The following is a 23,900-nucleotide window of genomic DNA, read 5'->3' on the forward strand; positions in this document are numbered from 1 at the left end:
GATTTTTAGATAGGGCAAACGTACGTATTAAATTTGAAATATCCAAGTAAATCAATAAAAAATTATCGTTTTTCGATAAAACAATTTTCCCGACAGACCTTCTGTTACGGTGTCGAAACTTTTGCCGGACACGACAGACGCTTGCATTGCGCGGGCTCTTGAGTCGGTTTCCGGGTTGGCCGGTTATCGTTTGCACAGCAGTTTGAAATCGCAGTATTGGCAATGCTTCTCTTCGGTCGTCTGTGTGAAGGGGCGGTCGAGGTCGAATATCTCCTTGAGGCAATCCGTGAGGCATTGGTCAAACTCCTCTTCGACCCGGGAAAAATCGGTGAAGGGTTCTTTTTCGTACCGAATGTTCCACTCGAATTTGTCGAACAGGTTGCGTATGATATAGATGGCCGGATAGACCGGTGAGCCCGGATGATACTTCATCTTGTACAGCTTGCAGTAGAGCAGCACTTGCAGAATGGCTTTGCGGCGCTCGGTGGCCGTGCTGTCGAAGAGCTCCTCGACCGATTTGAAGTCGAGCCGTTCTTTTCCCGTTTTGTAATCGACGATGCGTATGCGTCCGTTACACTCGTCCACCCGGTCGATAAAGCCCTTTAGCTGCACGGCCCGATTGTTGCCGATGGGGGCCTCGCCCGTGATGCGCAGCTCGGAGGCCCGATAGATGAACGGGGTGAGGGCCCGGTCCTTCTCGAGAGTCTTGTCGATGAGCTTGAGGATAATCTCGCCCGTGAGGTAGTCATACCCCGTGAGCACCTTGGGGTGCTGCGGGGTTTTGTAGTAGTCGCGGGCGAAGCACTCCTCGAGATATCGGGTGAGCAGCTGTCGGTCCTTGCGTATGGCCTCGATGTGGTCGGCCGTGACGGTCACCTGCTCGCGGTCGCCCTCGATGCGCTCGTAGATGCGTTGCATCATGCCGTGGTAAATGCTGCCGAAGGTACCGCTATCGACGCTCTCGGCCACTTCGTCGGGACGTTCGAGCCCCTCGATGTATTGCAGGTAGAATTGCAGCGGACAGTTCAGATAACGGTTGATGGCACTCGCCGACAGGGCACTGTTGCCTCCCGCGAGGAAATCGGCCAGTTTCTGCTCGATGCCATACTGGTGCTTATCGACCGTGATGGTTGTGGGAGAGAAGGTGGCGATGTCGCAGTTGACCTGAATCTCCCGTATGGGTATGCGGTAGTGATACTTCAGCTGGTAGATGTAACGGCTCACCTCGCCGCTCTTGAGCCCTTCGGCCCGACTGTCGTAGAGCAGGAACACCCGTTTGGCCCGACTTATCATGCGGTAGAAGTAGTAGGCATAGATACTGTCCTGGTGCTCGGTAGTGGCCATGCCGAACCCTCGTCGCAGGTTGTAGGGGATGAACGAGGCAGCCACCTTCTTCACCGGGAATACCCCCTCGTTCATCGAGAGGATGATGAGGTTTTCGAAGTCGAGTGCCCGGGTCTCGAGCACACCCATGATTTGCAGGCCCGAGAGTGGTTCGCCCCGGAAGGGTATCGAAATCGAAGCGGCCATCTTGCCCAGCAGGCGGAAGAAGGTATCGACTCCCATGGCGATGTGCTGCTCGGTCATGACGTCGCGCAATCGCTTGATGGTGATGTAGTAGTGGTACATGAACTCTCGCTCTACGGCCGAGAAACCCACGGGCGAGTTTTCGTCATCGGGGCTATCGGTCGCCTGCCCGGGAACGGCATCCTGTTGCAGATATTCGAGCAGCCGGGTAAGATAGTCGGCAGCCTCGTCGGCCGTGGCGGGGATGGTGAAGAGCAACTCGACCAGAGGGTGGTGTCCCAGTTCGCCTGGCGAGACAAAGGCCCGGTTGTTGCCGTTGATGAAGGCCGTGATGCGTTGGGCCTCGTCGCCCAGACGCGAAGCGATGAAGCGATGCCCCAGCAACTGCTTCACGTCGATGTGGTAGAAACGCGGCTCACCTTTTGCGAAGCGCACGTGACGCTGCATCTGGAATACCGCCTCCATGAGAGCTGCCACGGTAGTGTGTTGCAGCGTGTATCCCATGGTGATGTTGACTGTCGAAATCTCGGGCGGGATGGAGTAGAGCATGGGGAGCAGCAGCTCCTCGTCGGGCAGGACGATAGCTGTGTCGATGGCCCGTTCGGGCGACAACCGCTTCTCGTCGATGAGCTGTTGTAGAATATCGGCTGCCTGTTTGGCCTGGCCCACGGCCGAGGGAATCGAGATGAGCTCGATTTGGGGTGTCTCGTCGATGTGTTCGTCGATATCGATTTTCGAGGGGAACCGCCGTTTGTTGTCGTTCAGGAAGAAAGCCGCCTTGTTGTACGGGTCTTGCAGGGTAGGGGCGTAGTAGTCCCAGTAGAAGTCACCCAGCCCCGTGTCGCGCAGATACTCCATGAACACCCGTTCGGCCTCGGTAATGGCATTGAACCCCACGAAAACCACCTGCGTGTAGGGCAGGTCGAGCGATTCCTTGCGGCGACAGCGTTCGGCCACGTCGCGGAAAATCATTCCCTCATAAGCCTTGTTCTGTGCGGCCAGGTCGTTGCGCAGCCGGGTATAGAGGTCGAAGAGAATCTGCCACAGCTGGATGAACTGCTGCTTGTTCTCGCTCTCGGTCGAGGGGAAGAAGAGGTGCCCCCAGAAGCGTTTGATGATGGCAATCTGCTCGTCGGTGAGGTAGAACTCGTCGATCTCTTTCAGGTCGTGAATATTGGTATAGAGCTGTCGGGCATCGACCATGTATTTGTCCACGTCGTCGAAGTCGCCCAGCAGCATGTCGCCCCAAAAGACAAAATTGTCGAACGTCTCGTCGCTCTGCCGCAACTCGATGTATCGCTTGTAGAGCATCACCAGCAGGCTGATGCGGTCGATCGAGGTGTAGGGCGACAGTTCGGCCATGAGGTCGTTGATGGTCGTCACCCGGGGAGAGAAGAGCGGTTTGCCCGCCACCTCGGCCAGGTATTTCTGAAAGAAGATGCCGCTTCGTCGGTTGGGAAAGACGAAGGCCAGTTGCGATATCTCGGAGCCGTAGCGTTGGTAAAACGCCTGGGCTATGCGGTACAGGAAAGGAGTCATAAGGGAACGTGCGATTTACGCTTACAAGTTTACGGCTTTTTATCCACATTCCGAAATCTGAGTGGGAAAATGAGACTCGATATCGGCTTTTTCATATACCTCATTACCTCTCGTCGAGCAGGGTGACGGGGTCATTCCGCACCTCGATGCGGAATCCGGGGAGCTTTCTCTTTCACAATTTTTATGGGAAATAGGAGTCGGCTCGGTATCGTCCAACTTTGAAAACCTCATTTTTCGTTTGTCTCTGCTCTCACCTTTCACTATCTTTGCATGCTGCGAAAATAGGATGCGGTTCGGCAAAGTGAAGGTTGAAAACTTCGTTTCCCCTTTCCCTTTGCTCTCACCTTTCACTATCTTTGCACACCGATAAAACGAGAAATATGATATCGATAGAAGGACTTTCGGTTGCATTTGGCGGAAATACGTTGTTCGACAACATCACTTATGTCATCAATAAGCGGGATCGCATTGCCCTGGTCGGGAAGAACGGGGCCGGCAAATCGACCATGCTGAAGATTATTGCCGGTTTGCAGGCGCCTACATCGGGCAGTGTGAATATGCCGAAAGATCTCACCATCGGTTATCTGCCTCAGCAGATGAATCTCACCGACACTCGCACGGTGATGCAGGAGGCCGAGCAGGCTTTTGCCCACATCTTTGAACTACAGGCGCGCATCGAGCGCATGAACAACGAGCTGGCCGAGCGCACCGACTACGAGTCTCCCGAATATCAGGAGCTCATCGAGCGGGTATCCAATGCCAATGAGCAACTCTCTCTCATCGGGGCATCCAACTACCAGGCCGAGATTGAGAAGACCTTGATTGGTTTGGGATTCACCCGCGACGATTTCAATCGCGACACCTCGGAGTTCAGCGGTGGCTGGCGCATGCGTATCGAGCTGGCCAAACTGCTGTTGCAACGTCCCGACGTGCTGTTGCTCGACGAGCCCACCAACCACCTCGACATCGAGTCGATACAGTGGCTCGAGAATTTCCTGGCCACGCGGGCCAATGCCGTGGTGCTGGTTTCGCACGACCGTGCCTTTATCGACAATGTGACCACCCGCACTATCGAGATTTCGATGGGGCGCATCTATGACTACCAGGTCAACTACTCCCGCTACGTGGTGTTGCGGCAAGAGCGTCTCGAGCAGCAGCGCCGTGCCTATGAGAACCAACAGAAACAGATACAAGACACCGAGGCCTTTATCGAGCGATTCCGCTACAAGGCCACCAAATCGGTGCAGGTGCAGTCGCGCATCAAGCAACTGGCCAAACTCGAGCGGGTCGAGGTCGATGAGGTCGATACTTCGCACCTCAATCTCAAGTTCCCGCCCGCACCCCGTTCGGGCGACTATCCCGTCATTGCCGATGGGGTGAGCAAGAGTTATGGCGACCATCTGGTTTTTGCCAATGCCACCTTTACCATCAAGCGGGGCGAGAAGGTCGCTTTCGTAGGTAAGAATGGCGAGGGTAAATCGACGATGGTCAAGTGTATCATGGGTGAGATACCCTATACCGGTACCCTCAAGATAGGGCACAACGTGAAGATTGGCTATTTTGCCCAGAACCAGGCGAGTCTGCTCGACGAGTCGCTCACCGTTTTCGACACCATCGACCGGGTGGCCGTGGGCGATATACGCACCAAGATACGCGATATCCTGGGAGCCTTCATGTTTGGCGGCGAGGCCTCCGACAAGAAGGTGAAGGTGCTCTCGGGTGGCGAGCGCACCCGGTTGGCTATGATACGGTTGTTGCTCGAGCCGGTCAACCTGCTCATTCTCGACGAGCCCACCAACCACCTCGACATGCGCACCAAGGATGTGCTGAAACAGGCCATCCGCGACTTCAACGGCACGGTCATTGTCGTCTCGCACGACCGTGAGTTCCTCGACGGACTGGTATCGAAGGTTTATGAATTTGGAGGCGGACGAGTGCGGGAACACCTGGGTGGAATCTACGATTTTCTCGAGAGCCGCAAACTCGAGTCGTTGCGGGAACTCGAGCAAAGCACCACTACTCCCGCTTCCGACAAGAAGGTCGCCTCGCCGAAAGTCGAGGCTGCGCCTGCCATTTCGACCGCAAACGAGGGATCGAAGCTCTCGTATGAGGCTCAAAAGGAATTGGCACGTCGTTTGCGGAAAGCAGAAAAGGAGGTGGCCGATACCGAAAAGGCAGTGGCCGAACTCGAGAAACAGATCGCCGAACTCGAAGAGAAACTCTCTACCCCCGAGGGGGCTGCCGATACGGCACTCTATGAACAGCACGGGCAGTTGAAAAAGCAACTCGACGATACCATGTGGCGGTGGTCCGAGGCCTCCGAGGCATTGGAACGGTTGCAAAAACAGAGTAAATAAAGACACATATAATATATAGTAAAATGAAAAAAGTAATGATTTTATCGTTTGCAGCAGCCTTGATGGCAACAGGCTGTACGAGCAAATCGGTGACCAAAACGCCGGGTATCGACCTCTCCAACCTCGATACGACGGTAGCTTGTGGCGACGATTTCTATGAGTATGCCTGCGGCGGGTGGATGAAAAATAATCCGTTGAAACCCGAGTATGCCCGTTATGGCTCTTTCGATCAACTGCGTGAAAACAACCAGGAGCAGATACGTCTCCTCTTCGAAGACCTGGGCAAGCAGAAAGCCGAACCGGGTAGTGTCGCCCAAAAGATAGGCGACCTCTACAACATGGGGTTGGACAGTGTGCGACTGAACAAAGAGGGTGCCGCTCCTATTGCCGACGAACTCAAACGCATCCAGTCGCTCTCGGGCAAAGAGGCCGTGAGTGCCATGATCGGTGAGATGCACCGCACCATGTCGGCTCCGTTCTTTGCCATCTATGTCGATGCCGATGCCAAGAACAGCTCGATGAACATTGCCGGGTGGTATCAGGCCGGTATGAACATGGGCGACCGCGACTACTATGTATCCGACGACGAGAGCAGCCGCAAGATTCGCGACAGCTACACCAACTATATCAAGACTCTCTTTACCCTGGCCGGCTATAGCCAGGAGGCTGCCGAGCAGGCTGCCGCCACGGTGCTCAAGGTAGAGACGGCTATCGCCAAGGCTGCCTTCACCCGTGAAGAGCTGCGTGACCCTCAGGCCGGTTACAACGTGATGACTGTGGCCGATTTGAAGAAACAGTACGACGGCCTCGACTGGGATGTTTACTTCAAGACCGTAGGTCTCGACAGTGTACAGAAAATCAACATTGGTCAGCCCCGTACCCTCAAGGCCGTGAACGACCTGCTCAAGACGTTGAGCGAGCAAGAGATGCGCGACTATCTGGCCTTCAACTGCATCGATGGTGCCGCTCCCTATCTGAGCGACGACTTCGTAAACGCCCGCTTCGATTTCTATTCCAAGACTCTCTCGGGCAAAGAGCAGATCGAACCCCGCTGGAAACGGGCCCTCAACGTGCCGAACAGTCTCTTGTCTGAAGCCGTGGGCGAAATGTATGTAGCCAAATACTTCCCCCCCGAAGCCAAGGAGCGCATGGTACAACTCGTGGCCAATTTGCAGACCGCTCTGGGGCAGCACATCGACAGCCTCGAATGGATGAGTGCCGAGACCAAAGCCAAGGCTCACGAGAAACTCAATACCTTCTACGTAAAAATCGGTTACCCCGACAAATGGCGCGATTACAGTGGCCTGACTATTGACCCGAAAGAGAGCTACTACGCCAACGTGCGTCGTGCTGCCGAGTTTGAGACGCTCTACTCGCTCAAAGACGAGGGTAAACCTGTCGATAAGGCCAAATGGTACATGAGCCCGCAAACGGTGAATGCTTACTATAACCCCAGCTCCAACGAGATTTGCTTCCCGGCCGGTATTCTGCAACCGCCTTTCTTCAACTTCGATGCCGACGATGCCGTGAACTACGGTGCTATTGGTGTGGTTATCGGTCATGAGATGACTCACGGATTCGACGACCAGGGCCGTCAGTACGACAAGGATGGTAACCTCAACGACTGGTGGACGCCCGAAGATGCCGAGCAGTTCAACCAACGGGCCGAGATTCTGGCTAAACAGTACGACAATATCATCGTGCTCGACACGGTTCATGCCAACGGTCACTTCACACTGGGTGAGAACATAGCCGACCACGGTGGTCTGCGCATTGCCTACACGGCTTTCCGTAACTCGCTCAATGGGGTAGAACCTGCCTTGATCGATGGTTTCACAGCCGACCAACGCTTCTACCTGTCGTATGCCAACCTGTGGGCCGGCAACATCCGCGATGCCGAGATTCTGCGCTTGACCAAGATCGATCCCCACTCGCTGGGTCGCTGGCGTGTAAACGCTGCCTTGCGTAACATCGATACCTTCTTCAAGGCATTCAATATCAAAGAGGGCGATCCCATGTTCCTGGCACCCAAAGATCGGGTAGTCATCTGGTAATCGTCATCCCGCAAGTATAATCAAGAGGGCCAACCGACAATCGTCGGTTGGCCCTCTTTGTTGTGTGGTTGCTTTTCCCTTATTTCTCGGTGGCCGACTTTTTTTCGGTGGTGATGGACTGGCAGTAGAGTCTCATTACCTTTTTATAATCGGGTACAAAGATCGATAGCATTAGTTTGGAGAAGAACGATTTTGATTTTGTGGGTCGTGCAGATTTTTCCATAATTTTAGATGTCTATATAGATGAAACTTTTGCTCCCTGTCGGTCTCAAAAGTCTCTTTTGGGGAGTTACTATTGAATATAATATCTAAAGCGATTCAAAAGTAACGAATAGATTTGAATAAAAAGAGTTAATCGATTTACTTTTTTAAGAGATGATTTTTATTCTTTTTAATAATCTTATTTAAATAGTCTAATAAAACTATTTAAATAGTGTTTCCGCGATGCCTTTCTTCATTGGCACGATATCTTGGCCTGTGCGAGAGTGGCAGACTGTGATAACCTCGCTGTTCTGGAGGGGGCTCGATAGAGTGGGGCGGTTGTCGTCTGTCCCCCGTCGTTGTAGGGGATGGCAGAACCCGGTAAAAAAACAGGGGACCAAAAGCTATTCTTGACTTTTGGCCCCCTGTTCCCTATGTCTTTATACTTTGCTTGACGTGTCTGTTTGAAAAGTTTATAAACCCTTTTCGAGGGTAATGAGCGGGATATCGGGCTGTTGGTACAGCACTACGTGAGTGTTGTCTATCGGGGTGAAGCCGGTCACCTTTTCGAGTGCCGAGAGAAATTTTACCTCGGTCTCTATCTCGGGGCATGTCATGCGAGAGGAGGCAACCTGAGTAAAGGAGATCCCATAGGCCGTCCCATCCAGAGCGATGTTCCCGAATATGCGGTTGCAGCCGGCGAATCCCGAGAGCTTGGCTTCGGGAATGTCGATAACCAGTTTGGGTTGCTCGTCGGTAATGGCAGTACCCTCGATGGCAGTCACTCGCCAGGCCCCGTTCAACTCATCGACCATCCGTTTTTCGAGGGTCATGATTGTGCGTCCCCGGCGGTCGCACAGCCTTAGTTTCAACTCATCTCCGTGAGCCCGCTTGTAGGAGCGGGTGTTGGCGAGGGCCCGCAGTACGGCCCGGTCGGTCACCTCGGGGGCACACTCCTTTTGGGTCGAGATGAGCGACCCGAACTGCAACTCGTTTTCGTCGCCCAGGGTAAAGGTGCCGTTTACGAAGTTGCAACCATCGAAACCATAGATGCGGCTGTTGGTCAGGTCGAAGGTGATCTCGACCGGCGATTCACCCACAACCTCTTTCCGCTCGGCCCTCTTGACAATCCAGGTTCCGTCGAATTCTTCACGAGGTATGGTGGGTACTTTGCTCACCACAGCGGGGGCCTCGGGTTCCTCTTCCTCTTGGGGTGCTGCACTTTTTTGAGTCGTCTTGCACGATGATATCGATAGTGCGAGGAGCATCCCCAGAGAGGTAAGCCATATTTTTTTCATTGTTCGTTGTTTTTGGGGTAGGACTATAATAAGTTACATCTCGAGCCGTAGCGGTTACGGTTATTCTTCGTTCCGCTTCGGATATCGGGTAGGGCGTATCAACAGTCGCAGCGTGGCATTGTAGGTAAAGTAGTACCAGCACCAGTTGAGCAGCGTGATGATTTTGTTTTTCATGCCCAGGATCGAGATGAGGTGTATTCCCATCCAGGTAAACCAGGCGGGGCGACCGTAGAGTTTCAGATGAGGCAGATCGGCCACCGCCTTGTTGCGGCCGATGGTGGCCATGTTGCCTTTGTTTTTATAGCGGAAGGGGGTATCAAAACTCCCCTTGTTCAGGTTCTGGGCCAGCAGTTCGCTCTGCTGGATAGCCACTTGAGCTACCTGGGGATGCCCCTTGGGGTAATTCTTTTCGGTGAGCAAGGCAATATCGCCGATGGCAAAGACGTGTTCGCACCCCTTCACCCGGTTGTACTCGTCGGTAATGATGCGTCGTCCCCGGGCAATGGACTCCTCGGGGATACCCGGCAGGGGTTCACCGGTGATTCCGGCAGTCCAGATGAGGGTGTGGCATTTGATCTTCTCTCCGTTGTCGAGGCTTGCCACATAATCCTCAAACGACTTCATGGTGTGGCCCGTCATCACCTCGACCTCGAGCTCTTCGAGGTATTGGCGCGATTTGGTCGAGGCCTCGTCGCTCATATTCTGCAAGAGCCGGTCTGAACCTTCAACGATCACGACGCGCATATCGCAAGGACTGATTTCGGGGTATTCCCGAGCCAGAATGTACTTCTTCATTTCACCCAAAGCACCCGCAATCTCTACACCGGTGGGACCACCCCCTACAACGGTAAAGCAGAGCAGCGTGCGGCGCGATTCGGGATTGGTGCAGGTACAGGCCCGCTCCAGGCAGAATAGTATTTCGTTTCTCAATCTAATGGCTTCGGCAGTCGATTTGAGGGTATATACCCGCTCTCGCAATTCGGGCATGTTGAAAAAGTTGTTGGTCGTCCCGGTGGCCAGTACCAGGTAGTCATACCCGATGTTGCCCGTGTTGGTCACCAGCACCTGTTTTTCGGTATCGACCGAGAGGGCCTCGCCCATGTGAAATCGCACATGGCGCAACTTGCGCAACTCTTTTCTGAAGGGGAAGCAGATGGCTGCCGGCTCCAGACCCGATGAAGCGATTTGATAAAACAGGGGAGGGAAGGCGTGGAAGTTTTTCCGATCGACCAGGGTTACCCGGTATTGCCGATGGTCGATTCGCTTCGACAGCAGGAATCCGGCAAAACCGCCTCCCACGATTACAAGATGTTTCAATTCTTTGTCGATTGTATGTTTGTCTGTAGTCATGTCTGTGCAGATTTGGGGCGTAAAGATAGTAAAAAGTTTCTTCTCTTTCTATATAAGACAGTCGGTCGTAAAAAATGTTCACTCACCGGAGCTGAAAAGAAAAAACTTATAAAAATTTCACCCCCTTGCGATGATTTCTTATTATTTGCGTACATTTGTCTGATAATCATGATACGCGTTGAATGAAACTTACGATCAAGTCCTATACCATACTGTTATTGCTGTCGTTTTCCTCTCTTTGGGCAGTGGCTCAGATTAACACCGATAGGGTGATGAATATCGGGCGCAATGCGCTCTACTTCGAGGATTACATCTTGTCGATGCAGTATTTCAATCAGGTCATCAAAGTGAAGCCTTATATGGCCGAACCCTATTTCTACCGGGGGGTGGCCAAGTTGAGTCTCGACGATTTCAAAGGCGCCGAGGAGGATTGCTCGCTTTGTATCGAGCGCAACCCTTTCATAGTGAATGCCTATCAGGTGAGGGGTATTGCCCGGCAGAATCTGGGCGACTACCAGGGGGCTATCGACGACTATACCCAGGGATTGCGCTATGCTCCTGAAGATCGCACCTTCTTGAACAACAAAGCAATAGCCGAGGTGCAGTTGAAAAAGTATGACGAGGCTGCGAAGAGTTTCGATAAACTCATTGCCTTGCATCCCAACTACTACAACGGTTACATGAGTCGGGCTCAGTTCTATCTCGAGACAGGCGACACGATCAAGGCCATGGCCGATATCGATAAAGCCATCTCGATCGACAAGTATATATCGGGAGCCTATGCCCAGCGAGCCATTATCAAGGTGCTGCACGATGCCGATTACGACTCGGCTCTGGCCGATATGAACGAGGCACTTCGGCTCGACCCCAAGGAGGTGTCGTACTACTTCAACCGGGCCCGCATCAAGTATCACCAGGACGACCTGCAGGGAGCCATGGACGACTATGACCACATTCTGCAACTCGACCCCGGCAACACGATGACCTACTACAACCGGGGACTCTTGCGCATGCAGGTAGGTGAGCGCAACAAGGCCATTTCGGACTTCTCGGAAGTCATCAAGGCCGAGCCCGACAACTACTTTGCCATTTACAACCGGGCTTTGCTCTACGACATGATAGGCAGCTACCGCAAGGCAATTGCCGACTTCGACGTGGTGCTGGCACAGTACCCCGATTTTGCCGCCGGCTTCTTTGCTCGCTCCGAATCGAAGCGAAAGATGGGCGACATGAAGGGGGGCGAAAAAGACTTCATGCTGGCACTCGACTTGCAGAAAAAGACCAAGTACGAACCCATCGACGAGGCTACGGCCGCTGCCGGTACGACAAGCCAATCGTCGGGCCGGGCTGCCGACGAACGTTCCGAGTCGGACAAGAATATCAACAAGTTCAATCAGATACTCGTGGCCGATGCCCACACCGAGTACAAACCCGAGTATGAAAACAAGATACGCGGTCGGGTACAAGACCAGAATGTGCAGATATCCATCCGCCCCATGTATGTGCTCACCTACTACGAGCGCCCCGATGCGGTGCGGCAGAATATCTACTATGTCAAAGAGCTGGAAGAGCTCAACGATACCCGCGTCTTTACCAAGAAGCTGCTGCTTACCAACTCCGAGGCAGCCCTGCTCTCCGACCAGGTCAACTATCACTTCTCCTCGATCAACGATTTCTCTCGTCTCATCGAGATTAATCCGGCCAATCCGTTGGCCTACTTTGGGCGAGCCCTCGACTTCATGCTGGTGCAAGACTTTGCCAGTGCGCTCGACGACCTCAATCGGGCCATCATGACCAGTCGCAACTTCACCATGGCCTACTTCCTGCGGGCTGTCGTGCGAGCCAAGCAAATCGAGTATGAAATCTCTTCGGCCTCGGCACAGAATCTCGATTTCCAGGCACAACGCAAGAAAGAGTCCAACGATTTTGGCTCGATAGGCTTCTCTGCGTTGGGGAACGAGAACCTCAAGATGGAGTATGAGATGGTGTTGCGCGACTACGAAAAGGTAATTGAAGACTCCCCCCGTTTCATCTATGCCTACTACAACCGCGGTAACCTGCGTTGCTCGCAGCAAGACTATCGGGGAGCCATAGTCGATTATACCAAAGCCATCGAGTTGCGTCCCGATTTTGGCGATGCCTACTACAACCGAGGGCTCGTCTATCTCAAGCAAGGCAATACCACCGCCGGGAAGGCCGACCTGAGCAAAGCCGGGGAATTGGGTGTCGTAGCCGCCTATAATTTGCTGAAACGACTGAGTGATTAAAAGATTTTCATAATTATCCGTATCGGTAATAAAATAATTATTACTTTTGTGCCTTGGAAAAAAGGGACACGGCACAGTGTCGCCTCACACCGTATAAAATATGAAATAATTGCGTACAATATATAAAACGTTTTTCAAGAATTGTTGAAAAGATAAAGGATAGAAAAGATGATTAAGATTACGTTTCCCGATAATTCGGTAAAGGAATTTGAGTCTGGCATTACCCCTTTACAAATCGCCGAGAGCATAAGCCCCCGGTTGGCACAGGACGTTCTTGCCGCAACCGTCAATGGTCAGGAGTGGGACCTTACCCGCCCTGTGACTACCGATGCAGCTATCAAACTGTTCAAATGGGACGACCCCGAAGGCAAACATGCTTTCTGGCACTCTTCGGCACACTTGTTGGCCGAAGCCCTGCAGGAACTCTATCCCGGTATCAAATTTGGTATCGGCCCGGCTGTTGAAAATGGCTTCTACTACGACGTAGATCCGGGCGACGCTACCATCACGGCAGCCGATTTCCCCACCATCGAGGCCAAGATGCTCGAGCTGGCCGGTCACAAAGACCCCATCGTGCGGAAAGAAATCTCCAAAGCCGATGCCCTCGAGATGTTTGGCAAACGCGGCGAAGAGTATAAAGTCGAACTTATCAGCGAACTTGAAGACGGAACCATTACCACCTATACGCAAGGCGCATTTACCGATTTGTGCCGCGGCCCGCACTTGCCCAACACCGGGCTCATCAAGGCCGTGAAGATTACCTCGCTGGCCGGAGCCTACTGGCGCGGCGACGAAAAACGCAAACAGCTGGTACGCGTCTATGGTATCTCATTCCCCAAGAAGAAGATGCTCGACGAGTATCTCGTCTTGCTCGAAGAGGCCAAGAAACGCGACCACCGCAAGATAGGCAAGGAGATGGAACTCTTTGCATTCTCGTCCAACGTAGGTCCCGGTCTGCCGTTGTGGTTGCCCCGGGGTACCCAGTTGCGCGACCGCCTCGAAGCCATGCTTCGCAAGGTGCAGAAACGTTTCGGTTACTTGCAGGTAATCACCCCTCACATCGGTAACAAGATGCTCTATGTAACCTCGGGCCACTATGCCAAATATGGCAAAGACTCGTTCCAGCCCATCCACACTCCCGAGGAGGGCGAAGAGTATCTGCTCAAACCCATGAACTGCCCGCACCACTGCGAAATCTATAAAGTATCGCCCCGCTCATACAAAGACCTGCCTCTGCGTTTCGCCGAGTTCGGTACGGTATATCGTTATGAGCAGAGCGGCGAGCTGCACGGTTTGACCCGTGTGCGCTGCTTCACGCAAGACGATGCCCACATCTTCTGCCGTCCCGACCAGTTGAAAGAGGAGTTCTTGAAAGTAATGGATATCATCTTCATCATTTTCAAGGCTCTGAAGTTCGACAACTTCGAAGCTCAAATTTCGTTGCGCGACCCCAATCACCGCGAGAAATACATCGGTAGCGACGAAAACTGGGAGAAAGCCGAGCGCGCCATCGTCGAAGCCTGCGAAGAAAAAGGATTGAAAGCCCGCGTAGAATATGGCGAAGCCGCCTTCTACGGTCCCAAACTCGACTTCATGGTAAAAGATGCCCTGGGCCGTCGTTGGCAGTTGGGTACCATCCAAGTCGATTACAATCTGCCCGAGCGTTTCGAACTCGAATATACCGGCAGCGACAACCAGAAACACCGTCCTGTCATGATACACCGTGCTCCCTTCGGTTCGATGGAGCGTTTCGTAGCCGTGCTCATCGAGCACACCGGCGGTAAATTCCCCTTGTGGCTCACCCCCGACCAGGTAGCCGTGCTGCCCATCAGTGCCAAGTTCAACGACTATGCACAGAAGGTAGCCAGCGAGTTGGCCGAGAAAGATATCCGCGCCATTGTCGATGACCGCAACGAAAAGATAGGCCGTAAGATTCGCGACAACGAGATGAAGAGAATCCCTTATCTGCTCGTTGTAGGTGAAAAAGAGGCTGAAAATGGTGAAGTTTCTGTAAGAAAACAGGGCGAAGGTGATAAAGGTTCGATGAAAATTGCTACCTTTGCCGCAAATTTAAATGCCGAAGTAGAAGAATTACTCAAAGAATGGTAATCTGAATGGAGAAAAAACCACAACCACAACCGCAGTCTGGTAGGCCTAACAGACCTATGCCTGCAAAAAAGAATGACATCAAAGATCAATATCGTGTCAATGAACGTATCCGCGCAAAAGAGGTGCGTCTGGTCGGCGATAATGTAGAGCAAGGTGTATATACCATACAGGAAGCTATGCATATGGCCGACGAGCAAGGTCTCGATTTGATCGAGATTTCGCCCAATGCAGTGCCGCCGGTATGCAAGATTCTGGATTATCAGAAATTCCTCTATCAGCAAAAGAAACGGCAGAAGGAGCAGAAGGCCAAATCGACCAAGATTGTGGTGAAGGAGATTCGCTTCGGGCCGCAGACCGACGATCACGACTACAACTTCAAGTTGAAGCACGCCATCGGTTTCCTCAACGAAGGCGCCAAGGTGAAAGCCTACGTCTTCTTCAAAGGCCGTTCGATTCTGTTCAAGGAGCAGGGCGAAGTGCTGTTGCTGCGTTTCGCCAACGACCTCGAAGACTATGGCAAGGTAGAGATGATGCCGGTGCTCGAGGGCAAGCGCATGATTATCATGATAAGTCCCAAGAAAAAATAATAATAATAATAAGAGATAGGACAGACTATTCATTCAATTATAAAATTAAAATTTAGTAAAATGCCAAAGATTAAAACTAATTCCGGTGCCAAAAAGAGGTTCGCCCTTACCGGAACAGGAAAAATCAAGAGAAAACATGCTTACAAAAGCCACATTCTGACGAAGAAGACCAAGAAGCAAAAGAGAAACCTCACCCACATGACTACCCTCAAGACAGTCGATGTGAACAATGTAAAAGCATTGCTGGGTCTGAAATAAGATTCTACGGGTTTCAAAAGTTTTCTCACAAACAAAAGAGTAGTTTCAAAATTTATTAACCGAATGTTTTTAGCTTGAAGTTTACCTTGAACGGTAGCGCTAACATTCAAAACAAAAAAAACTATGCCAAGATCAGTAAATCACGTTGCTTCTAGAGCAAAAAGAAAAAAAATCCTTAAACTCACCCGCGGTTACTATGGTTCGCGCAAAAATGTATGGACCGTTGCCAAGAACACTTGGGAAAAAGGTTTGACCTATGCCTATCGTGACCGCAAAAACAATAAACGTAACTTCCGCGCATTGTGGATTCAACGTATCAATGCCGCCGCTCGTCTCGAAGGCATGTCCTATTCGAAGCTGATGGGCGCCCTGCACAAAGCCGGCATCGAAATCAACCGCAAAGTTCTGGCCGATTTGGCTATGAACAACCCCGAAGCTTTCAAGGCTATCGTCGAGAAAGTAAAATAAGAGAGATACGCATAATCTTCTTTTATAGTAAATTTAGGGATTCCAGCGATGGAGTCCCTAAATTTTTTCTGCGAAATATTTTGATTTCTCACAGGAATTATATAGCTTTGTAACAAAGAGAAGAGAAAGCCCGGTCGTATCAGAGTAGATTGGGAAACTCATCAAAAATTATGAAATGCCGAGACACGCTTTCCGTTCCAATGGCGGGCCACAACCTTTCGAGGTTTGCTTTGCACGGTGGATTACAAAGGGGCGGAGGCCCTCAAATCCTGTCTTTCGGAGTTTCATCGCATCCTTTGATACGACCCCTTATATAGCCCGGTCATTCCAATGAATCCGGGCTTTTTCATGCCCACCATCGACGGGGGAAACGCCGGTGGCAGAGGGCCGATAGAGCCGTGCCGTGAGATGGGCAGAAGTCAATGGAGGCATGAGAATAGCCGGGGCGACTCTCACAGGTAGAGAGATAGCCCCAATATCAATCGATTTTTGCATGCAAGTATTTGGAATAAAGTTGTAACTTTGCAGAGCTAAAGCCGAGCACGGGGAGCCGGTTATGAAAACCGCTCGTTTGAGCCTGGTGAAAAGCTCAACAAAAACAGAAGTAGTCATGGCAGATACAGTAGCACAATTTGAACACGTGATATCTATTTGCAGAGATTTGTTTGCCAAGAAGTTGAAAGACTATGGTGCCTCGTGGCGCATCCTGCGTCCGCAGTCGCTCACCGACCAGATTTTTATCAAGGCAAAACGGATAAGAAGCATCGAGACAAAGGGCGAAAGCAAAATCGACGAGGGCATACGGTCGGAGTTTATAGGTATCGTCAACTACGGTATTATCGGCCTCATCCAGTTGCATCTCGGTTATGCCGATAACGAGGACATCACCCCCGACGAGGCACTGGCTCTCTACGACAAATACATGACCGAGACCAAAACTCTCATGTATGCCAAAAATCACGACTACGACGAAGCCTGGCGCAGCATGCGCATCAGCTCCTATACCGACCTCATATTGACCAAGGTGTGCCGCACCAAGCAAATCGAAGACAACGGCGGCAAAACTTTGGTATCGGAGGGTATCGATGCCAACTATATGGACATGATCAACTACTCGCTGTTTGGTCTCATAAAGATAGAGTATGGAGAAGACGACTAACGAGAAGCGTAAAGCCCTTTTGATTCAGTGGCTTGTTTTTCTCTCCCGCCTGATTGTGGGTGGGACATTCGTCTTTTCGGGTTTTGTGAAAGCCATCGACCCGTATGGCACGGTCTATAAGTTTGAAGACTATTTTGCCGCCTTCCACCTCGAGTTTCTCTCGTCGTTTACCATGTTCTTTGCGGTAGGGCTCGCCGTAGTCGAGTTCCTGCTGGGCGTGCATCTGCTGTTCGGGTCGTACCGCAAGTCCACCCCGCGGCTTGTCTTCCTGTTCCTTTGCGTGATGACCCCCCTCACGCTCTATCTGGCCATCGCCAATCCCATATCCGATTGCGGATGTTTTGGCGATGCCGTCCATCTGAGCAACTGGGCCACCTTCTTCAAAAATGTAGTATTGCTGGGTATTGTCATTTTCCTGCTCTATACCAACTCCCGGCTGAGAGGGTTGTATAACCAGCAAGTGCAGTGGCTCACGGGTCTCTATTCGCTGGTCTATGTACTCTTCTTCTGCTATATCGGGGTCAACTATCAGCCCTATCTCGACTTCCGTCCCTACAAGATAGGGGTGAATATTCCCGAGGCTCTTTCCGTGGGAGAACCCGAGCGAGAGTTTATCTTTATTTATGAAAAAGAGGGTAAGAAAAAGGAATTCTCGCTCGACAATCTGCCCTCCGAAGAGGAGGGGTGGACTTTCGTCGATCGCTACGAAAAAGTGCTCGATGCACCCGAGCCCGCAACTCCCACTATCGATGAGTTTACCATTTACAGGGGAGCTACCGATATTACCGAAGAGATTCTCTACGACGAGAACTATCACATCTTGCTGCTCTCGCCCGACCTCGAGAAGGCCGACGACAGTGAGGTCGATCGCATCAACGAACTCTACGACTACTGCATGGAGCGGGGGTATGGCTTTGCCTGTGTCACCGCTTCGACTCCGCAGGGGGTAGTGATGTGGCTCGAAAATACCGGTGCCGAGTATCCCTTCTACTTCATGGACAAGACCGCCATTCGTACCATCGCCCGGGGTAATCCCTGTGTGTTGCTGCTCAAGAACGGTACTATCTTGCGCAAAACGGCCCCCTCGCAACTGCCCGACGAGACACAGCTCACCAAGCCTCTCGACCAGTTCGACTATGGCCGGGCCGAAATATACAGGCCGCAGCGTCGCATAGGCTTCATCGTGCTGCTCTATCTTGTGCCCATGCTCTTTTTGCTGCTGACCGAGAAGACCGTGGCGATGGTCATTGGGCGCATCAAGTTGTGGCGACTCACCCGCATACGTCGGCGCCATCATGCCGAGCGCGAGGTGCGCGAAGCCCTGGCCAAGGAGAAAGCCCTCCAGGCAGCCCGGTCCGGGTCGGCATCGAGTGCCGGTTCGCCGGGTCGGAACAAGGGCACCGAGTCACCGGGTGATACCGGCTCATCCGACCTCTCTGCGGCACCGTCGCCTGGCGAAGGGTCCAAATCGGAAGAAGAGAACAAAGAATGATCATATAATTTTTAACCCATAAAAATTTTTTTAGTATGAGAAAGAACATTGTTGCAGGAAACTGGAAAATGAACACTACCGTCCAAGAGGGCGTAGCTTTGGCTAAAGAAATCGATGCCGCTCTGGCCGGTGTAACTCCCAAATGCGATGTAATCATCGCCACGCCGTTTACCCACCTGGTATCGGTTGTAAACGCTATTGATACCAACCGCATAGGGGTAGGTGCCGAGAACTGTGCCGACAAGACCGAAGGTGCTTTCACCGGTGAAGTTTCGGCCAAGATGGTTGCCTCGACAGGCGCAAAATATGTAATTCTGGGTCACTCGGAGCGTCGTGCCTACTATCACGAGACTCCCGAAATCTTGAAAGAGAAAGTCCTCTTGGCTTTGGCCAACGGTCTTACTCCCATCTTCTGCATTGGCGAAGTACTGGAAGAGCGCGAAGTCGGCAAACACTTCGAAGTAGTAAAAGCACAGGTAGAAGGTTCGCTGTTCAACCTCTCGGCCGAGGATTTCGGTAAAATCATCCTGGCCTACGAGCCGGTTTGGGCCATCGGTACCGGTAAAACCGCTACGGCCGATCAAGCCGAAGAGATCCACGCCTTCATCCGTAAGACAATTGCCGACAAGTATGGCAAGGAAGTAGCCGAGAATACCTCGATTCTCTATGGCGGAAGCTGCAAACCCAGCAACGCTCCCGAGCTCTTTGCCAAACCCGATGTAGATGGCGGTCTTATCGGTGGTGCTGCCCTGAAAGCCGATTCGTTCATGGGCATTATTACCGCATTCTGATAAAATAGATTTTCATAGAGGCTGCAAAAGTGGGAATTAATTCTTATTTTTGCAGCCTCATTGTTTTTGAATGGATGTAGTTATGCGCAGCTTACGTACCTTTACTTTTATCGTGGCTCTGGCAATGACAGGGGCGATAAGCGGGATGGCTCAAGCCCAGCAGGTAGCCGTTTCCGATACATCGATAGTCCAGTATCTCGAGCGACCCGAGACCGGAGGCAAAGTCAAAGTGGTGCAACCGGCCGAGTTGGCCCGGCGGGTAAGCCGAGCCGAAGGTGTCATCAAATACGATGGCAACAAGGGGTATGCCCAATCGTCGGGGTATCGCATACAGGTATTCTCCGACAACGACTACCGCACGGCCAAAAACAATGCCCTCTATAAAGAGGGACTCATTCGCCAGGCTTTCCCCGAGATGGAGACCTACGTTACCTTTACCTCGCCCTTCTGGCGGTTGAGGGTAGGCGATTTCCGCTCCTACGAAGAGGCCAGCCATGCCTTGAGGTCATTAAAGGACGAGTTCCCGCAAATGGCTCGGGAGATGCGTATCGTGCGCGATAAAATACATATACAGATACATCAGGGATTTACAGAATAATTTTGATTCATGGATGAACAGGTTGTCATGAGCCCGGAGGAACAACAACGGGTTTGCAAAGAATTGGCCGAGCACTATCGGGCCATTATCTCTTTATTGGGCGACGACCCCGATCGCGAAGGGATGCGCAAGACACCCGAGCGGGCTGCCAAGGCCATGATGAAATTGACCAAAGGTTATCACCAGTCGGCACGCGACATTATATCCTCGGCCGTCTTCGAGCACACCGGTTCGCGCATTGTCATTGTGCGCGATATCGAGTTTTATTCGTTCTGCGAGCACCATTTGCTGCCCTTTTTCGGCAAGGTGCATGTAGGCTATATCCCCACCAACGGCATTGTGGGGCTCAGTAAGGTGGCCCGTGTGGTCGATGCGTTTGCCCGTCGTTTCCAGGTGCAAGAGCGCCTCACGGCACAAATCTGCCAAAGCCTGGCCGAAGCCCTGGCTACCGAGGGAGTTATGGTGATGGTCGAGGCCCGTCACTTGTGCATGCAGATGCGCGGTGTCGAAAAGCAGGGTGCCGTGACTGTTACCTACGATTGCACCGGCAAGTTTGAACAGGAAGAGTGGCGCCGCGAATTTTATTCGCTCATTGGCAAAAATTCTTGTCAATAATAACCCTCTATTTATCAAATGATAATCGGTAAAGTCGAAAATGTTTGGTAAAATTTTTTAGCGAAGCGCTTGCATAAATCGAAAAGTCCGTTTATCTTTGCACTCGCAATTGCGAAAATAGCTCAGTTGGTAGAGCACAACCTTGCCAAGGTTGGGGTCGCGGGTTCGAGTCCCGTTTTTCGCTCAGACAATCCCCGAAAGCGTTCGGGTGAAGCAATTGAAATCTTGATTTGCGAAAATAGCTCAGTTGGTAGAGCACAACCTTGCCAAGGTTGGGGTCGCGGGTTCGAGTCCCGTTTTTCGCTCCATCGGTATCTCTATCGATGAATAAATGCCCAGGTGGCGGAATTGGTAGACGCGCACGTTTCAGGTGCGTGTGTCGAGAGGCATGCAGGTTCGAGTCCTGTTCTGGGCACCAAGAAAAGAAGTAGAGATACCGTATGTCCGGGTGGTGGAATTGGTAGACACGCTACTTTGAGGGGGTAGTGGGCGTTGGCTCGTGTGAGTTCGAATCTCATCTCGGACACCATGAAAAGGTCGGTAATCGTTTTGGTTACCGACCTTTTTTATTTTTCACAATTTCCCCGCTCGCGTGTATGGTGCGGTGGATTGGTCTCGAAGAGTCGGGTGAGGAGTGGGCCTGCAAAGAATAAGCAGGGTGAAGGAGAAAAAACTCGACGGCGGCTTTGATATTTTATAAATTGCTGTATATTTGCATTATTAAACATCGCAAGGAGGGGAAGACTACCGGGGATAAAGTTGCGTTGCAGCAAATCGAAATACCATGTATAATCAAGAAAAACATCAAATCTGTTGTAACATTCTTGCCGAAGTTCGGGAAGCATCTCCCTTTTTTGTTTGTGGCGATGTTGTCGGGTAGATACATCCGGTTTGTCTTGTAAAAGAGCCGAGGTGGTATGGCCCATTTGGAAGAAGAATGAGTAGAAGAGTGTGAGAAACGATATCGAGACTCAGCCGTTTTTTAGGAACACACCGGGATAGACGTCCAACGGCTGTCCCGGGCAGTGTCAGCCCGCAGTCCCGTTCCCTTTGGTAGGGGGCGGGACGCTTTTTGTTTCGGGCGGTAGGTCGGGCGATGAGGCGGCAGTATCCCGAGGTGCGGTTGTGCGGGGATAAATATTCGCACCACGCCAGCGTCCCGAACTGCGGTAGCCAAAGTCGTTGACCTGTTGCAACAGTCGGGCGGAGGCTTGGGGGGCGAGGCTGTGCAGGGCGTGGGTGAATTGTTCGCGGAGGGCAAGTACATCGACCGTTTGTAAAGCCTCGTTGAAGAGGTCGGTTCCAAATGAGAAGGCCATGGTGCCCGGGGCCGATAAGGTGTGCAGGAAAGTTCCGTTTTGCAAGGCATAGTGGCGCACGGTTGTCGGGCCCGAAGTCTCGCTCACGGGGTGGTAATTGTTCGAGAGCAGGTGTGGAAGTTCGCCGTTCAGCCTCTTCTGTTCCTGCCGTGAGGCCCGATACCACAAAGCAACCTCGTCTTCCCGGGTAAATGATAGTATGATGGTGTCGATTGGGGGAAGCCCTGCGGCCGAGCGAATCTCTTGCCAGAGGACCACGAGAGTGCGGGCTTGTTGCTGGTAGGGCAGGGCTGCAGTCGAGTCGAGGGGCAGGGAGGGTGTGGTCTCGAGTATTGCCTCAATCTCTCCCGCCGGGATATAGTCATAGGGAGCGGCCTTCTTATATGCCTGGTCGAGCAGATAATTTTGCCGCAGAATATAACCTCCCGCGAACACTATGCACAAGGCTATACAGATGAAACTGATATGTCGGGGACTTACCCTATTTGCCTGCATGATTGACAAATATAACAATAAAATTTGAAAAACCGGTCTCCGCAAGAGCGAAATCCCGAAGAGTTTTTGCTGCTCTCCGGTCGGCGGTGTTGATAACTTCTTTATTTATTCTTGCGAATTAGTCGGCCGAGCCAAAAATTTTCACTACATTTGTTCGTTAAAGAGTTAGGTAGCAGACTGCCGTAGCGGTGAGCTGCACCCTCCCTGGAGGCGGTGAGCCTTTTGTGACGGGAGAAAGAGCTAAGAAACAAATAAACAAAAAGATATATCTATGAAATTTATCGTATCCAGCACCTTGTTGCTATCACATTTGCAGACTATCAGCCGGGTAATTAACTCGAAAAACTCGATGGCTATTCTCGACAATTTTCTGTTCCGTCTCGAAGGCTCGCGCCTCTCGATGACCGCATCGGATCAAGAGACCACCATGACCACGGCTATCGACGTGATGGAGGCCCAAGGCGAGGGCGTTTTCGCCGTGAATGCCAAGATCTTGCTCGAGCCGCTCAAAGAGTTGCCCGACCAGCCGTTGACTTTCGAAATCGACGACAACAACCTCGAGATTTTCCTCTACTTCCAGAACGGACGTTACAACTTCATCGGCGTGAATGGCGATGAGTATCCCACCAAGATGCCTATGGACAGCTCGGCCGTATCGATTTCGCTCGACGCCCAGCAACTGCTCAACGGCATTGGCTGCACATTGTTTGCTACGGCCGAAGACGAGCTCCGTCCCATCATGAATGGTATCTATCTCGACATCTTCGAAGATAGCATCTCGTTTGTCGCCTCCGACACCCACAAGCTGGTACGCTATAAGAACCAGGCGGTTGCTCCCGGGGTGCGGGCTTCGTTCATTCTGCCCAAGAAACCGGCCAACCTGCTGAAGTCGATTCTGCCTAAGGAGAATGGCAACGTGGAACTCTCGTTCGACTCGAAGAACGCCTGCTTCAAACTCTCTGACTTTGTGCTCAACTGCCGTCTCATCGAGGGAAATTATCCCAACTACAACTCGGTAATCCCCACCAGCAATACCAACCGTCTCATTATCGACCGCGCCCTGTTTGTGAACGTGCTGCGTCGTGTGTCGGTATTTGCCGATGCCGCTTTGGGTCTGGCCAAACTGCAGTTGAAGAATGGCGAGCTGCTCGTTTCGACCGAGAACAAAGACTACTCCATCTCGGCCGAGGAGAAGGTAGCCTGCAACTACACGGGCGATAACCTCACGATTGGATTCAAGGCCTCGTTCCTCATCGAGATACTCAACAACATACCCGCTAACGAGGTACTGGTCGAGCTCTCCGATCCCACGCGTGCCGGCATCATCGTACCGCTCGAGAACAAGGAGAACGAAGACCTGCTGATGCTGTTGATGCCTATGATGCTCAACGATTTCTAAATCAACACAAGCTATTG

17 protein-coding genes and 4 tRNA genes are annotated in these 23,900 nt (G+C 52.0%); 17 read left to right on the top strand and 4 right to left on the bottom strand.

Going from position 1 to position 23,900, the window contains the following annotated elements:
- Positions 1-183 precede the first annotated feature (183 nt).
- Positions 184-3,066, bottom strand: a complete 2,883-nt coding sequence (locus B5G10_RS03805; protein ID WP_087423426.1) for a PD-(D/E)XK nuclease family protein — start codon at positions 3,064-3,066, stop codon at positions 184-186.
- Positions 3,067-3,446: 380 nt separating this feature from the next.
- Between B5G10_RS03805 and B5G10_RS03810 the strand changes: the two genes are divergently transcribed.
- Positions 3,447-5,423 (top strand): ABC-F family ATP-binding cassette domain-containing protein, encoded by a 1,977-nt coding sequence (locus tag B5G10_RS03810; protein WP_087423427.1) that lies wholly within the window; start codon positions 3,447-3,449, stop codon positions 5,421-5,423.
- Between the two features lie 23 nt (positions 5,424-5,446).
- Complete coding sequence (locus tag B5G10_RS03815) at positions 5,447-7,477, top strand: M13 family metallopeptidase (RefSeq protein ID WP_087423428.1); 2,031 nt, start codon at positions 5,447-5,449, stop codon at positions 7,475-7,477.
- Between the two features lie 674 nt (positions 7,478-8,151).
- Here the strand turns inward: B5G10_RS03815 and B5G10_RS03820 are convergent.
- Positions 8,152-8,976: an META domain-containing protein gene (locus tag B5G10_RS03820; RefSeq protein WP_087423429.1), complete on the bottom strand. Its 825-nt coding sequence runs from the start codon at positions 8,974-8,976 to the stop codon at positions 8,152-8,154.
- 60 nt (positions 8,977-9,036) lie between these two features.
- Complete coding sequence (locus B5G10_RS03825; protein WP_087423430.1) at positions 9,037-10,326, bottom strand: NAD(P)/FAD-dependent oxidoreductase; 1,290 nt, start codon at positions 10,324-10,326, stop codon at positions 9,037-9,039.
- A 182-nt stretch (positions 10,327-10,508) separates the two neighbouring features.
- Between B5G10_RS03825 and B5G10_RS03830 the strand changes: the two genes are divergently transcribed.
- From B5G10_RS03830 to B5G10_RS03895, 14 genes are all read left to right on the top strand, one after another.
- Entirely contained in the window at positions 10,509-12,593 is a 2,085-nt protein-coding gene (locus tag B5G10_RS03830; protein ID WP_087423431.1) for a tetratricopeptide repeat protein, read from the top strand.
- Between the two features lie 168 nt (positions 12,594-12,761).
- Positions 12,762-14,702, top strand: coding sequence for a threonine--tRNA ligase (gene thrS, locus B5G10_RS03835; protein ID WP_087423432.1), 1,941 nt, complete (start codon positions 12,762-12,764; stop codon positions 14,700-14,702).
- A 56-nt stretch (positions 14,703-14,758) separates the two neighbouring features.
- Positions 14,759-15,289, top strand: coding sequence for a translation initiation factor IF-3 (infC, locus tag B5G10_RS03840; RefSeq protein WP_087409423.1), 531 nt, complete (start codon positions 14,759-14,761; stop codon positions 15,287-15,289).
- 60 nt (positions 15,290-15,349) lie between these two features.
- Entirely contained in the window at positions 15,350-15,547 is a 198-nt protein-coding gene (gene rpmI, locus B5G10_RS03845) for a 50S ribosomal protein L35 (protein WP_087409424.1), read from the top strand.
- A gap of 123 nt (positions 15,548-15,670) precedes the next feature.
- The gene (gene rplT, locus B5G10_RS03850; RefSeq protein WP_008860709.1) at positions 15,671-16,015 is read left to right on the top strand and encodes a 50S ribosomal protein L20; all 345 of its coding nucleotides are present in this window, start codon (positions 15,671-15,673) and stop codon (positions 16,013-16,015) included.
- Between the two features lie 610 nt (positions 16,016-16,625).
- On the top strand, positions 16,626-17,174 hold the full coding sequence (locus B5G10_RS03855; RefSeq protein WP_087423433.1) for a DUF1599 domain-containing protein: 549 nt from the start codon (positions 16,626-16,628) through the stop codon (positions 17,172-17,174).
- Positions 17,158-18,666, top strand: a complete 1,509-nt coding sequence (locus B5G10_RS03860) for a BT_3928 family protein (protein WP_206396545.1) — start codon at positions 17,158-17,160, stop codon at positions 18,664-18,666. The genes B5G10_RS03855 and B5G10_RS03860 overlap by 17 nt, the downstream gene beginning before the upstream one ends.
- Before the next feature lie 35 nt (positions 18,667-18,701).
- Positions 18,702-19,457, top strand: coding sequence for a triose-phosphate isomerase (tpiA, locus tag B5G10_RS03865; protein WP_087423434.1), 756 nt, complete (start codon positions 18,702-18,704; stop codon positions 19,455-19,457).
- A gap of 82 nt (positions 19,458-19,539) precedes the next feature.
- On the top strand, positions 19,540-20,055 hold the full coding sequence (locus B5G10_RS03870; protein ID WP_158098768.1) for an SPOR domain-containing protein: 516 nt from the start codon (positions 19,540-19,542) through the stop codon (positions 20,053-20,055).
- A gap of 27 nt (positions 20,056-20,082) precedes the next feature.
- Positions 20,083-20,670: a GTP cyclohydrolase I FolE gene (folE, locus tag B5G10_RS03875; RefSeq protein WP_087423498.1), complete on the top strand. Its 588-nt coding sequence runs from the start codon at positions 20,083-20,085 to the stop codon at positions 20,668-20,670.
- A 111-nt stretch (positions 20,671-20,781) separates the two neighbouring features.
- Positions 20,782-20,854 (top strand) — tRNA-Gly (locus tag B5G10_RS03880).
- Between the two features lie 48 nt (positions 20,855-20,902).
- Positions 20,903-20,978: transfer RNA gene (locus tag B5G10_RS03885), tRNA-Gly, on the top strand.
- 25 nt (positions 20,979-21,003) lie between these two features.
- Positions 21,004-21,088: transfer RNA gene (locus B5G10_RS03890), tRNA-Leu, on the top strand.
- 24 nt (positions 21,089-21,112) lie between these two features.
- Positions 21,113-21,199, top strand: a tRNA-Leu gene (locus B5G10_RS03895).
- Between the two features lie 499 nt (positions 21,200-21,698).
- Here B5G10_RS03895 and B5G10_RS03905 read toward each other — a convergent pair.
- Positions 21,699-22,433, bottom strand: coding sequence for a hypothetical protein (locus B5G10_RS03905; RefSeq protein ID WP_087423437.1), 735 nt, complete (start codon positions 22,431-22,433; stop codon positions 21,699-21,701).
- 322 nt (positions 22,434-22,755) lie between these two features.
- On the opposite strand from B5G10_RS03905, the gene dnaN reads away from it, so the two are divergent.
- Positions 22,756-23,883, top strand: a complete 1,128-nt coding sequence (gene dnaN, locus B5G10_RS03910) for a DNA polymerase III subunit beta (protein WP_087423438.1) — start codon at positions 22,756-22,758, stop codon at positions 23,881-23,883.
- The last annotated feature ends 17 nt before the right edge of the window (positions 23,884-23,900 follow it).

Origin of the sequence: Barnesiella sp. An55, assembly GCF_002161555.1 — a bacterium.
GTDB lineage: Bacteria > Bacteroidota > Bacteroidia > Bacteroidales > Barnesiellaceae > Barnesiella > Barnesiella merdipullorum.

Excerpts from the sequence above, each read along its gene's own strand:
- rplT (WP_008860709.1), top strand. The coding sequence starts at position 15,671 with ATGCCAAGATCAGTAAATCACGTTGCTTCTAGAGCAAAAAGAAAAAAA.
- B5G10_RS03860 (WP_206396545.1), top strand. The coding sequence starts at position 17,158 with ATGGAGAAGACGACTAACGAGAAGCGTAAAGCCCTTTTGATTCAGTGG.
- thrS (WP_087423432.1), top strand. The coding sequence starts at position 12,762 with ATGATTAAGATTACGTTTCCCGATAATTCGGTAAAGGAATTTGAGTCT.
- B5G10_RS03825 (WP_087423430.1), bottom strand. The coding sequence starts at position 10,326 with ATGACTACAGACAAACATACAATCGACAAAGAATTGAAACATCTTGTA.
- B5G10_RS03815 (WP_087423428.1), top strand. The coding sequence starts at position 5,447 with ATGAAAAAAGTAATGATTTTATCGTTTGCAGCAGCCTTGATGGCAACA.
- dnaN (WP_087423438.1), top strand. The coding sequence starts at position 22,756 with ATGAAATTTATCGTATCCAGCACCTTGTTGCTATCACATTTGCAGACT.
- B5G10_RS03820 (WP_087423429.1), bottom strand. The coding sequence starts at position 8,976 with ATGAAAAAAATATGGCTTACCTCTCTGGGGATGCTCCTCGCACTATCG.
- B5G10_RS03830 (WP_087423431.1), top strand. The coding sequence starts at position 10,509 with ATGAAACTTACGATCAAGTCCTATACCATACTGTTATTGCTGTCGTTT.
- folE (WP_087423498.1), top strand. The coding sequence starts at position 20,083 with ATGAGCCCGGAGGAACAACAACGGGTTTGCAAAGAATTGGCCGAGCAC.
- B5G10_RS03805 (WP_087423426.1), bottom strand. The coding sequence starts at position 3,066 with ATGACTCCTTTCCTGTACCGCATAGCCCAGGCGTTTTACCAACGCTAC.
- B5G10_RS03870 (WP_158098768.1), top strand. The coding sequence starts at position 19,540 with ATGCGCAGCTTACGTACCTTTACTTTTATCGTGGCTCTGGCAATGACA.
- infC (WP_087409423.1), top strand. The coding sequence starts at position 14,759 with ATGCCTGCAAAAAAGAATGACATCAAAGATCAATATCGTGTCAATGAA.
- B5G10_RS03810 (WP_087423427.1), top strand. The coding sequence starts at position 3,447 with ATGATATCGATAGAAGGACTTTCGGTTGCATTTGGCGGAAATACGTTG.
- rpmI (WP_087409424.1), top strand. The coding sequence starts at position 15,350 with ATGCCAAAGATTAAAACTAATTCCGGTGCCAAAAAGAGGTTCGCCCTT.
- tpiA (WP_087423434.1), top strand. The coding sequence starts at position 18,702 with ATGAGAAAGAACATTGTTGCAGGAAACTGGAAAATGAACACTACCGTC.
- B5G10_RS03855 (WP_087423433.1), top strand. The coding sequence starts at position 16,626 with ATGGCAGATACAGTAGCACAATTTGAACACGTGATATCTATTTGCAGA.